Annotated in this window: 6 protein-coding genes and 5 pseudogenes; 3 read left to right on the forward strand and 8 right to left on the reverse strand. The window is 73.8% G+C overall.

Annotation, left to right across the window (positions count from 1 at the left end; all coding sequences use genetic code 11):
- Positions 1-24 precede the first annotated feature (24 nt).
- From WKH84_RS09735 to WKH84_RS09765, 7 genes and pseudogenes are all read right to left on the reverse strand, one after another.
- A pseudogene (locus WKH84_RS09735) lies at positions 25-1,026 on the reverse strand (alpha-ketoacid dehydrogenase subunit beta).
- Positions 1,023-2,127: pseudogene (locus WKH84_RS09740) on the reverse strand (thiamine pyrophosphate-dependent enzyme). The pseudogenes WKH84_RS09735 and WKH84_RS09740 overlap by 4 nt, the downstream one beginning before the upstream one ends.
- Positions 2,128-2,352: 225 nt before the next feature.
- Positions 2,353-2,568: a hypothetical protein gene (locus tag WKH84_RS09745; RefSeq protein WP_341856486.1), complete on the reverse strand. Its 216-nt coding sequence runs from the start codon at positions 2,566-2,568 to the stop codon at positions 2,353-2,355.
- Positions 2,565-3,935 carry a glycoside hydrolase family 3 N-terminal domain-containing protein gene (locus WKH84_RS09750; RefSeq protein WP_341856487.1) on the reverse strand — a complete coding sequence of 457 codons (1,371 nt, stop codon included), beginning with the start codon at positions 3,933-3,935 and terminating at the stop codon, positions 2,565-2,567. The genes WKH84_RS09745 and WKH84_RS09750 overlap by 4 nt, the downstream gene beginning before the upstream one ends.
- A 277-nt stretch (positions 3,936-4,212) precedes the next feature.
- Positions 4,213-5,504 (reverse strand): annotated as a pseudogene (locus tag WKH84_RS09755) (Gfo/Idh/MocA family oxidoreductase).
- Positions 5,505-5,654: 150 nt separating this feature from the next.
- Positions 5,655-6,098, reverse strand: a complete 444-nt coding sequence (locus WKH84_RS09760; protein ID WP_341856488.1) for a hypothetical protein — start codon at positions 6,096-6,098, stop codon at positions 5,655-5,657.
- A complete protein-coding gene (locus WKH84_RS09765) occupies positions 6,092-6,760 on the reverse strand; it encodes an MFS transporter (protein ID WP_341856489.1) in 669 nt (222 codons plus the stop codon). Before WKH84_RS09765 ends, WKH84_RS09760 begins: the two co-directional genes overlap by 7 nt.
- A gap of 607 nt (positions 6,761-7,367) precedes the next feature.
- On the opposite strand from WKH84_RS09765, the gene trpB reads away from it, so the two are divergent.
- On the forward strand, positions 7,368-8,672 hold the full coding sequence (gene trpB / locus WKH84_RS09770) for a tryptophan synthase subunit beta (protein WP_341856490.1): 1,305 nt from the start codon (positions 7,368-7,370) through the stop codon (positions 8,670-8,672).
- 326 nt (positions 8,673-8,998) lie between these two features.
- Here the strand turns inward: trpB and WKH84_RS09775 are convergent.
- Positions 8,999-10,109, reverse strand: a pseudogene (locus tag WKH84_RS09775) (histidinol-phosphate transaminase).
- Between the two features lie 118 nt (positions 10,110-10,227).
- Here WKH84_RS09775 and WKH84_RS09780 point away from each other — a divergent pair.
- Positions 10,228-10,626, forward strand: coding sequence for a phage holin family protein (locus WKH84_RS09780; RefSeq protein WP_341856491.1), 399 nt, complete (start codon positions 10,228-10,230; stop codon positions 10,624-10,626).
- Positions 10,627-10,776: 150 nt separating this feature from the next.
- Positions 10,777-12,193: pseudogene (purB, locus tag WKH84_RS09785) on the forward strand (adenylosuccinate lyase).
- The last annotated feature ends 15 nt before the right edge of the window (positions 12,194-12,208 follow it).

Raw genomic sequence — 12,208 nt, forward strand, 5'->3', positions numbered from 1 at the left:
CCTTTCACGCGGCGGGCGCGCGGGTCAGTGCTCGAGCAGACGGTCCACGCCGTCCAGCACCCGGTCGAGGTCGGGGAGATAGACGTGCTCCATGCGGGAGGGCGGATAGGGCAGGTGGTAGCCGCCCACGCGCAAAGACCGGCGCCTCGAGGTGGTAGAAGCACTGCTCGGAGATTCGGGCGGCGATCTCGCCGCCGAGCCCGCCGAGCACGGGGGCCTCGTGGACGATCAGCAGGCGCCCGGTGCGCCGCACCGAGTCCGCGATCGTGGGGTAGTCGACGGGGGCGAGGGAGCGGGCGTCGATCACCTCGAGGTCGAGGCCGTCGGCCGCGGCGGCCTCGGCGCTCTCGAGGACGACGGGCATGCTCGGCCCCCAGGCGAGCACCGTCGCGTCGGTGCCGGGGCGCACCACCTGCGCCTGCCAGGGCGAGAGCTCGGGGCGGTGGTCGGGGTCGACGTCGCCCTTGACCCAGTAGCGGCGCTTGGGCTCGAGCATGATCACGGGATCCTCGGACTCGATCGCCTGGCGGGTCATCCAGTACGCGTCCTGCGCGGTGGAGGGGGCGAGGATCCGCAGGCCCGCGGTGTGGGCGAAGAGCGCCTCGGGGCTCTCGGAGTGGTGCTCGACCGCGCCGATGCCGCCGCCGTGCGGAATCCGGATCACCATCGGCATGTTCACCCGGCCCGAGGTGCGGTTGTGCATCTTCGCGACCTGGGTGGTGATCTGGTTGAAGGCGGGGAAGACGAATCCGTCGAACTGGATCTCGACCACGGGCCGGTAGCCGCGCAGGGCCAGGCCCACGGCGGTGCCGACGATCCCGGCCTCCGCGAGCGGGGTGTCGACCACGCGCTGGGAGCCGAACTCGGCGTGGAGCCCGTCGGTGACACGGAAGACGCCGCCGAGCACGCCGATGTCCTCGCCCATCAGCAGGACCTTGTCGTCGGCGGTCATCGCGTCACGCGCCCCGCGGTGATGGCCTTCGCGATCGGGAGGGTCGTGGTGGACGGGGTGGAGGGGGCGTTCATGCGTCCCCCTCCTCGTCCTCGAACTGGGCGACGTAGGCGAGGTACTCCGCGCGCTCGGCGTCGACGATCGGATGGGGCTCGGCGTAGGGGTGGTCGAACATGCGCACCGGGTCGGGGTCCTCCATGCCGTGGATGTGGTGGTGGAGCCGCATCGCGAGGTCGTGCGCCTCCTCGTCGCAGCGGGCGACGAAGGCCTCGTCGATCTCGCCGAGTCGCTCGAGGTGGCGGCGCAGGCGCAGGATCGGGTCCTTCTCCGCCCACTCCTGCTCCTCCGCGGCCGGCCGGTAGCGGGAGGCGTCGTCGCTGGTGGTGTGGGCGGCCATGCGGTAGGTGAGGGCCTCGACGAAGACCGGCCCCTCCCCGCGCGGGCCGAGTCCAGGGCGGTGCGCACGGCGCCGAGCACGGCCAGGACGTCGTTGCCGTCCACGCGCACCGAGGGGATGCCCCAGCCGCGGGAGCGCTGGGCGAGGGGGACGCGGGTCTGGACGGAGGTGGGCACGGAGATCGCCCACTGGTTGTTCTGCGTGTAGAACACGACGGGGGCCTGGAAGGAGGCGGCAAAGGTGAGGGACTCGGCGACCTCCCCTCGCTCGAGGCGCCGTCACCGAAGAGGGCGAGGACCGCGGCGTCGGTGGCACTGTCGCCGGTGCCGACGACGCCGTCGCGCCGCAGGCCCATCGCGTAGCCGACCGCGTGCGGGGCCTGGGAGCCGAGCACGATCATGTACGGGTGGGTGCGCGACTCGTTGGGGTCCCAGCCGCCGTGGCTGATGCCGCGGAACATCTCCAGCAGGCGCCACGGCTCGATGCCGCGGGCCCAGGCGACGCCGTGCTCGCGATAGGTGGGCACGAGATAGTCCTGCTCGCGGGAGGCGTGGCCGGCCCCGATCTGCGCGGCCTCCTGCCCGAGCGCGCTCGCCCACAGGCCGAGCTGGCCCTGGCGCCGCAGGCTCGTCGCCTCGAGGTCCGCGGCGCGGATCATCACCATGTCGCGGTAGTAGCCGCGCGGCCGCTCGGGGGTGGCGAGCCCCGCCTCCTCGAGCACGGCGTCGAGCCGCTCGTGCGGGGTGCGGGTGCCGTCGGGCCCCAGGAGCTGGACCATCGGCTCCTCGGCCGCGACGTCGGGGATCGTGGATCGGAAGACGCTCACGGGGGCGAGCGTAACCTACGGTGCCGTAAGTTCCAAGGAGCCGTCCGTCACCGCCGCCGGGAGCCCGGTGCGGCGCGGGTGCGGCGCGGCGCCCCTCCCCCGCCTCCGGCGGCGCGGCGGCGAGCGCGAGGGCGTCGATCGCGTCCGGGCTCGTGCCGGACATCATCCCCAGCGCCTTCATCCTGCTCTCCCGCCGCGGTCCGCGCCGTCGAGGAGCAGGTCCACGGCGGCGCGCATCATGGTGCGGCCGGCGCCGTGGGCGAGGACGAGCAGGCGGTGGTCGGGGGCGGCGTCGGGCACCCCGGTGTGGACCACGATCGTGTCCGGCCGAGCGGCGAGCAGGGCGGCCAGGCGGCGTCCCTCCTCGGCGTCGCTGCGGGGCAGACGGGTCACCGCGAGCAGCCTGCGCGGTCGGGTCGTCCTGGGCGCGCCGCGCCGGGAGCCGCGGGCCCGCGGGAGGCGCAGACCGCTCGGGGTGCCGATGTCGCTCGGGGCCGTCGAGCTCCGGGGGCTCCGCGGCGTCGATCCCCCGTTCGCGCGGCCGCCGCGACCAGTTGCTGGGTGCGGGCTCCGGAGGTGTGCTGGGCCCGGTGGCGAAGGTCGAGCACGACGGCGGGCCGCCCGTCGAGGCGGGCGTGGCCGTGGCGGGAGCTGACCGCGCGGGCGGCCGCCGCGGCCCCGAGTCGTTCGAGACCGGCGAGGGCGTCCTCGATCTCGGGGGCGGGGACGAAGCGGCGCCGGGTGCGCAGGTCGCGCAGGCGCTCACGGGTGCGCTCGGCACGCTCGCGGAGCACGACGCGCGGGAGTCGCCCCGTCTCGACCGCGTCGAGGAGCGCATCGTGCGCCTCGCGGAGCATCCGCTCGTCATCCCGGCGCAGGGAGGTGCCCAGGCACAGCAGGTCGGCGCCCGCCTCGATCGCGCGGACGGCCGCCTCCCCACAGCCGGGGTCCTCGGCGACGGCCGCCATGTCGAGCGCGTCGGTGATGACCAGGCCGTGGAAGGTGCCGCCCACTGCGCGGTCCAGCAGCGGCCGCGCCCAGGGCGAGATCGAGGCAGGCCCCTCGCCGAGCGCGGGGACCAGCACGTGCGCGGTCATCACCGAGTCGAGCCACGGTGCAATCCGCCAGGGCGCCAGGTGCTCGCGCTCGAACTCCGCCGGTCCGAGGTCGATCCGCGGGAGCGCGGTGTGCGAGTCGGCGGAGGTCGCGCCGTGGCCGGGGAAGTGCTTCGCGCAGGTGCCGAGCCCGGCGTCGATCAGCCCGGCCGCGAAGGCGCGGGCGTGCAGGGCGACCCGGTCGGGCTCGTCCCCGTAGGCGCGCGTGCCGATCACCGGGTTCGCGGGATCGGTGGACACGTCCAGCACGGGAGCGAGGTCCAGGTCGAGGTCGCAGGCGGCGAGCAGGTCGCCGAGGGCGCACCCCGCCCGCCGGGTGAGCTCGGGGTCGTCTATCGCGCCGAGCGCCCTGGCCGTCGGCAGGCCGGAGCCGGTCGCGGACTGGAGGCGGGTGACGTCCCCGCCCTCCTCATCGATCGCGACCACGCAGTGCTCGGCCCGGGCGTGGAGCGCGCGGGCGAGGTCGCGGGCGGTCGCGGCGTCGGGGGTGTTGTGCCCGAAGAGGATCACCGAGGCGAGGCCGCCGTCGAGCGCGTGGCCGAGCCAGCCCGGCACGGCGGTGCCGGTGAAGGGGGCCATGAGCACGCCGAGCACGTCGGCGTCGTAGCGGAGCCGGGCGCCGGGGCCGGCGGGGATGCTGGTCATGCCTCAGCCTTTCACGGCGTCGGCGGTCATGCCCTCGGCGAGGGCCCGTCGGACCGGGGCGGAACATGCGCAGACAGGAGGCGCCGTCGAGGCAGGCGGCCTCCTCGAGCTCGCGGGGGACCGCGGCGTGAACGCCCCGGAGCTCCCAGATCGCGAGAGCGAGGGACCTCGCGCCCCGGGCGGTCCGGCACGCCGCGGCGCCCCCGCCGCTCCACGTCTCGGGAACGTCTCGTCGAACGGCCGGGGCGAGCAAGAGGAGCCGGGCGGGACCGGACGGTCAGGCGCCGACGGCCTCGGGGACCACCCCGACCGCAGCGGCGAGCGCCTGCGGGTCCAGCGGCTCCTGCTCGGCGTCGAGATCGACCACGGGCAGCGGGCAGTCGCCGAGGTCGTGGATCTCGAGCCGCTCGCCGCCGCGGTTCATCGACTGGTGGGCGATGACGCCGGGCGCGTGTAGCGGGCGGCCTGCCACGCGTTGACCACGGGCTGGTGGCCGCCGACGACGGCGCGGGCGAAGTCGTCGACGAGGAAGTGGTGGGCGCCCTCGTGCCCGTTGGGCATGCCCTGGAACTCCTCGGGCAGGCGCTCCTGGTGGTGGGCGCGGGAGGCACCGGCGACGAAGGCGTCGCGCAGGGTGGGCGAGACGTCCGCGAGCCGCGGGTCGTCCAGGCTCATGGTGCGGTCGGTGCGGATCAGGTCCGTCACCTTGAGCACGTCCTTCTTGTCGTGCCAGTAGGTGACGTCGACGGTCTCCTCGAAGGAGGAGGCCTCGCCGAAGAAGCGGAAGCGGCTCTCGCGCTTGTGGGAGGGGTAGCCCACACGGCGCGGCTCGTTGGTGCGGAAGGCGCCGCCGTTGTCCATCCCGAACAGGGCGAAGGCGTTGGAGACGTCGTTGCCGAACATCGAGACGTCCTTGTCGAAGACCCCGTCGCCGCGGGTGTCGGGGCGTCCCAGCGCCGAGACGGAGACGGCGTGCCGCTCCCCCAGCACGCCGAGGATGCCGCCGATGGAGTGCGTGGGGTAGAGCAGGGGCGGGTAGGAGGCGGTGGACTTCCACTGCTCGCCGCCGGAGTACCTGTAGGCGTCGTAGAAGCCGAGGTCCATGTCGTGGACGTAGTCGCCCTCGGCGTAGAACACCTCGCCGAACGCGCCGGAGCGGTGGATGCGCCGGGCGAGGACGACGGCGGCGTTGTACTGGCTGGTCTCGCCCATCATGTAGACGAGCCCCGTGCGCCGCACCTCCTCGGTGATCTGGCGGATCTCGTCCTCCTCGATGGCCATCGGCACCGCGGAGTAGACGTGCTTGCCGGCACGGAGGGCGGCCAGGGCATCGCGCCCGTGGGTCCAGCGCTGGGTGAAGATCGCGACCGCGTCGACGTCGGAGGCGAGCGGCTCCTCGAGGGTCTCGAACCGGCCGGCGAAGGCGACCCCGCGCGCCTCGACGGCGTCGATCCGCTCGGGGACGGCGTCGACGGCGTAGAGCGCGTCGATGTCGGGATGGGCGGCGAAGAGCTCCGCGAAGTGGGATCCGAACTGACCGATCCCGACGATGCCCAGCGTGAACGACATATTTCCTCCTTGAAAGTAAGTGTTGGGAGGAACGCTACGGCACGGCAGGGGCGGCGGCAAGCCCGGCCCGGCCGACGAGGGCCCCGACGGCGGCCGCGGAGCGGACCGAGCCCGACCGACGGGCTCCGGGGCCGACGGGACAGGGGCTCCTCAGAGCTGGCGCCAGCGCCCCGAGCGCCACACCTCGCGCCACGGCGGGACCTCGCGGCCCTGCACGGCCATCCGTCGGCGCAGGTTCCGACGGGTCATCAGCATCCCGACCACCCCGATCGCGAGCGGCGGGAGCTGAACGGCGAAGGCGAGGCGGAAGGAGGCCAGGTCGTAGTCCCCGTCGGGGCGCAAGAGGTCCAGCACCACGCCGATCAGGAGGATCGCGACGAGGGCGCCGATGAAGCCGCCCATGATCACAGCGCCGGTCGCGGTGCCGAGGCGGTGCTTGGCCAGGTCCGTGCGCGGGAAGTCGAAGCCGACGGAGCTGGCGGGGCCGCCGATGGAATACCCGGAGACCAGCACGATCAGCGACCACATCGGGGCGTTGCCCGGCCACAGCACGAGCGCGAGCAGCGGCACCACGATCGTCGCGACGATCAGCAAGCACCAGCGTGGAGCGGCGCAGCGGGTGCCGCTGGGTGAGCGCGCCGATCAGCGGACCGCCGACGATCGCGACGACCACCAGCACGGTCATCACCGCGGAGGCGGCGGGGCGGCTGAGCCCCTCCCCCGCGGTGAGATACGGGTAGCCCCACATCATCGAGAACGCGATGCCGGGGAAGCCGGCCGTGAAGTGGGTGAAGAAGCCCAGCTGCGTCGAGGGGTGGCGCACGATCCGCCCCAGCACCACGGGGATCCGTCGGAGGTCCTGCTTCACCGTCGGCCGCGGCATCCCCGGCGGCGTCGCGCGGACGACGAGCAAGCACCAGCACGGCGGCGATCGCGCTGAGCGCCGCGGCGGAGGAGAAGGCGGGCGTCCAGCCGGCCACGCTCAGCACGGCCACGAAGGGGACGGCGGAGAGGATCTGCCCGACCTGGCCGAGGATGCCGGTGAGCTGGGTCAGCGGCGGCACGCGGCCGGGCGGGAACCAGGCCGGGACCAGCCGGATCGCACTTGCAAAGGTCAGCGCATCGCCCGCGCCGAGCACGATGCGGGCGATCATCGCCACGCCCACGGTCTCGGTCTGGGACATGAGCACCTGGCCGAGCGCCATCAGCACGGCGCCGGCGGTGAGGGTGACGCGGGAGCCGTAGCGGTCCAGCAAAGACGCCGGCGGGGATCTGGGCGAGGGCGTAGACGCCGAGCTGGAGCACCACGAAGGTCGACACGATGGTCGCCGAGGCCCCGAACCGGTCCGCGGCCTCGAGCCCGGCGACGCCCATCGTGGTGCGCTGCAGCACCGCGATCGAGTAGGCCGTCACCGCCGCGATCCAGACCGCGTAGGCGCGGGGGCCGCCGAGGGCGGTCGCGGGGGGACAGGGACGGCGCGGGCGGCCATGAGGTCCTTCGTGCGATCAGGTGCGGGGCGAGGGCAGTCGGACCGGACGCCTCGGGCGCCCGTCCCGCGGCGGCAGGGGCCCGACCGCTCTCAAGACTATCGGCGGCGACCGCGGGGCCGGTAGTGATATCCGCCCCTCTCCCCGTATCACCGGGGGCGTCCGTCGGCCGATCTCGGGTCTCCGGCCGGACGTGCCGCGCGCAAGACGACCCGGGCTGGGCTATGGTGCCGCCATGCGCATCGCGACGATCAGCTGGTGGGCCGCCTGAGGGCGGTCCCCTGTCGCATGCGCTGACACCGAAGCCGCCCGTCACCCGGGCGGCTTCCCCTGTCTGCGAGCCTCCCGGTCCGGGCCCGATCGCAGGAGATTCCCATGACCAGCACCACCGCACCCGTCGTCCCCGCCGTCGACGGGGCTCCCGCCCCGCGCACCCTCGCCGAGGCCGCGGCGCTCCCCCGCTCCGCTGCCTTCGCCGGGAACACCGGCGGTCGCTTCGGCGACCACGGCGGCGCGATCCTGCCGCCGCCGCTCGCGGAGCCGATGGCGAAGGTCGCCGCCGCCTACGAGGAGGCCCGGCACGACGAGGAGTTCTTCGCGGAGTACTCGCGCCTGCCGCGCGAGGTCGTCGGCCGCCCTTCCCCGATCACGAGCGCCGACCGGCTCTCCGACCAGCTCGGAGGGGCCCGGATCCTGCTCAAGCGCGAGGACCTCAACCACACCGGCGCCCACAAGATCAACCACACGATCGGCGAGGCGCCGCTGGCGAAGCGGATGGGCAAGCGCACCCTGATCGCCGAGACCGGGGCGGGCCAGCACGGGGTCGCGCTCGCGACCGCCGCGGCGCTCGTCGGCCTGGAGTGCGAGATCCACATGGGCGCGGTCGACGTCGCCAAGCGGCGCCCGAACGTGGTGCGCATGCGCCTGCTGGGCGCGAAGGTGGTCGCGGTGGAGACGGGCCAGGCCACCCTGAAGGAGGCGGTCGACTCCGCCTTCGCCGTCTACGCCGCGGATTCCGAGCGCTACCTCTTCGCGATCGGGTCCGTGGTGGGTCCGGCGCCCTTCCCGGACATGGTGCGCGACTTCCAGTCCGTCGTGGGCCGCGAGTCCCGTGCCCAGCACCTCGCCGCGCACGGCCGCCTGCCGGGCGCGGTGATCGCCTGCGTGGGCGGCGGCTCCAACGCGATCGGCGCCTTCACCGCCTATCTCGAGGACGAGGAGGTGCGGCTGATCGGTGTCGAGCCCGGCGGGCAGGGCGACGAGCCGGGCCGCCACGCCGCGACGATGAGCTTCGGCCGCCCCGGCATGCCGCACGGGATGGAGACCCTCGTCCTGCAGGACGAGGACGGCGAGCCCGGCGAGGTCCACTCGATCGCCTCGGGCCTGGACTACCCCGGCGTCGGGCCGCGCGACGTGCATCTGCGGGAGCTGGGCCGGGTCGAGTACGTGCGCGAGGGCGACGAGGCGGTGCTCGATGCCTTCCGCCTGCTCAGCCGCACCGAGGGGATCATCCCCGCGCTCGAGTCCGCGCACGCCCTCGCCCATGCGATCCGGATCGCGCCGACGATGGGCCATGAGGAGCACCTGCTGGTGAACCTCTCCGGGCGCGGCGACAAGGACATCGACTACGTCGCCGAGAGGATCGGGATGACCGGGGAGGCCGACGCCTTCGTGCGGTGACCCGCGGCCTGGGAGCCCCACTGGGGTGACCCGCAGGTCACCGAGGGACCCCCTTGCCGCCGGGTCGTGGCGGTGCTTCGCTGAGGGACATGCACCCCTCGCGAAGCGTTGCTGCCTGGCATATGCCGCCGATGCCGCCGGCTCTCTCGGGATCGCCGCGTCGATGCTCCCGCTCGGCGCGGTGATCGTCCGGACCACGGATCTCGCGTCCATGCCGTGGTTCGGGCACGTCGTCCCGGCCGCGGAGCCCGTCGGCGCCTGAGGCTCCGCCCGCCCGGCAGACCTGCCGGGCGCCGTGCGGCCGGTCCCGCGCGCCCGGCGGCGGCTCAGCCCGCGAGCCACTCCCCCGCGATGGCGAGCAGGCGATCGTTCGCCTCCTCCTCCGCGATGGTGGCGCGCACCCCGTCGGTGCCGTAGGCACGCAAGACGAGGCCACGTGCGTCGGCGAACTCGGCGAACTCCCCCGAGCGCTCCCCGAGCGGGAAGTAGACGAAGTTGCCCTGGCTCGCGGGCGGCTCCCAGCCCTGCTCGCGCAGTCCGGCCATCACCCGCGAGCGCTCGGAACGGATCTGCTCCGCGCGGCGCTCCAGCGCCTCGGCCGCCGCGGGCGCGAGCGAGGCGAGCGCCGCGGCCTGGGCGGGGGCTCCCGCACCGAAGGGCACGGTGACCTGGCCGAGCGCCCGGGCGAGCCGCGGATGGGCGACGGCGTAGCCGATGCGCGACCCGGCCAGGCCCTGGAGCTTCGAGAAGGTGCGCAGCGACACCACGTTGCCGTGGCGGCGGAAGATCCCGGCGGTGCCGAGCACGGTCGCGGGGTCGTGGAACTCGCGGTAGGCCTCGTCGATCGCGACCACCACGTCCTCGGGGACGCGGGCGAGGAAGTCCTCGACCTGCTCGGTGGAGAGCGAGGGGCCGGTGGGGTTGTTCGGGGTGCACAGCGGCACCAGGCGGGTGCGCTCGGTGACCGCCGCGGCCATCGCCTCGAGGTCGTGCTCGCCCTCCGCGGTCAGCGGCACCGGCACGGGGGTGCCGCCGTGGGAGCCGACGAGGATCGGGTAGGCCTCGAAGGAGCGCCAGGCGTACACGACCTCGTCCCTCTCGCCGACGACGGCGCGCACGAGGTCGCCGGTGACCGCGACGGCGCCGGTGGACAGGGCGATCTGCGCCGGGTCCACGCCGTGCTTCTGTCCGAGCGCGGCGCGCAGCTCGCTGCGCCGAGGCGTCGGGGTAGCGGTTCGAGGACTCCATCGCGGCGACCGCGGCATCGCGCACCGAGGGGATCGGCGGCAGGTGCGACTCGTTCGAGGAGACCTTGAAGCGATGGATCCCGTCGTCGGCCGCGGGCTTCCCGGCCACGTAGGCGGGCAGGTTCTCGAGCGCGGGACGAAGACGGATCGTCTCTGCGGGCTGGTCGAGTCGAGTCGCGGGGTCGGACATGCCGTCCAGGGTATGCCGGACGTCGTCACCGGCGCGGCGGAGTCCGAGGGCGTCCCCACCCCGACATCCAGGGGCTTTCCCCCATGCGTGCACAGCGCCCCGCGAGGACAATAGCCCCATGAGATTCCTCGGACACATCATCGTCACCGGCCTCGCGCTGTGGGTCACGGCCCTGATCCTGCCCGGCATGCATCTGGGCGACGACTCGGCGACCCTGCTCACCCAGGTCCTCACGATCGGCGCGATCGCGCTGATCCTCGCGCTGATCAACACCATCGTGAAGCCGCTGCTGTCGTTCCTGGCCTTCCCCATCACCTGCCTGACGCTGGGGCTGTTCCAGCTGGTGATCAACACGCTCATGCTGCTGCTCGCGAGCTGGGTGTCGGGGCTCGTGGGCCTGACCCTCGAGTTCGACTCCTTCTGGTGGGCGCCGCTGGCGGGCGTGATCATCGGGATCCTCTCGGCGATCGTCGAGGCCGTCACCGGCGTCGGCGAGCGCGACGTCGAGCGGGCCTGACCCCTCACCGCGCCGGAGGGACTCTCGGCCTCCCGGCGCGCCCCCGGCGCCGTCGGCCCTGAGCCGACGCCCGCGCATCCGCGTCGCCCCCCGCGCCCGCCCGTCGGCCCCGACGGCGCGGGTGCGCGCGATTCTGGGAGAATGCCCGTCATGGCTCACTCCTTCGCGGACATCACTCCCCCGATCGCCCTCACCCCGCTCGACGGTCGCTACCGCGGCCAGGTCGCACCGCTGGTCGACCACCTGTCCGAGGCGGCGCTGAACCGCTCCCGCCTGGTGGTGGAGACCGAGTGGATGATCCACCTGCTGGACGGCGAGGTGATCCCCGGTCTGCGCACCCTGACCGATGAGGAGCGGGCGCCGCTGCGCGCGATCCCGGAGGACTTCGGCGCCGACGGCATCGCCGAGCACGCCGAGATCGAGCGGGAGACCGTCCACGACGTCAAGGCGATCGAGTACTACATCAAGCGCCGCCTGGCCGGCACCTCCCTCGAGCCGCTCGCCGAGGTCGTGCACATCTACTGCACCAGCGAGGACGTCAACAACCTCGCCTACGCGCTGATGATCCGCGGGGCCGTGCACGAGGTGTGGTCGCCCGCCTTCGAGGCACTGATCGGCGACCTCGAGGCCCTCGCCCGCGAGACCGCCGAGGTGCCGATGCTCTCGCGCACCCACGGCCAGGCCGCGACCCCCACCACCCTCGGCAAGGAGATGGCGGTCTTCGCGCACCGCCTGGGCCGCCAGGCCCGCCGCATCCCCGCGAACCAGATGCTGGGCAAGATCAACGGCGCGACCGGCACCTACGCCGCGCACGCCGTGTCCGTGCCGGGCGCGGACTGGGAGCGCATCGCGCGCACCTTCGTGGAGCACCTGGGCCTGACCTGGAACCCCCTGACCACGCAGATCGAGTCCCACGACTGGCAGGCCGAGGTCTACGCCGACATCGCCCGCGCCGGCCGGATCCTGCACAACCTCGCCACCGACGTGTGGACCTACATCTCGCTGGGCTACTTCCGCCAGCGCCTGTCCGCGCAGGGCGGCACCGGCTCCTCGACCATGCCCCACAAGGTCAACCCCATCCGCTTCGAGAACGCGGAGGCGAACCTCGAGGTCTCCGGCGCTCTGCTGGACGTGCTCTCCCAGACCCTGGTCACCTCGCGCCTGCGGCGCGACCTCACCGACTCGACCACGCGGCCGCAACGTCGGCCCGGCGCTCGGCCACTCGCTGCTGGCGATCGCGAACATCCGCAAGGGCCTGGCGGGCCTGGACGTCGACGCCGACGCAATGGCCGCGGACCTCGAGGGCAACTGGGAGGTGCTCGGCGAGGCGGTGCAGTCCGTGATGCGCACCCTGGGCGTGCAGGGCCACGAGGGCCTGGACAACCCTTACGAGCGGCTGAAGGACCTCACCCGCGGCCACCGCGTGGACGGGGAGGGGATGCGCGAGTTCATCTCCTCGCTCGGCCTGCCCGAGGCGGAGCAGGAGCGGCCGCTGGCCCTGACCCCGCAGACCTACGTGGGCCTCGCCGCGAAGCTCGTCGGCCACCTGGACGACCAGCGCGGCTGACGCGCCCCGCACGGC

It is taken from the genome of Brachybacterium sp. GPGPB12 (assembly GCF_038396325.1).
Taxonomy (GTDB): Bacteria; Actinomycetota; Actinomycetes; order Actinomycetales; family Dermabacteraceae; genus Brachybacterium; species Brachybacterium conglomeratum.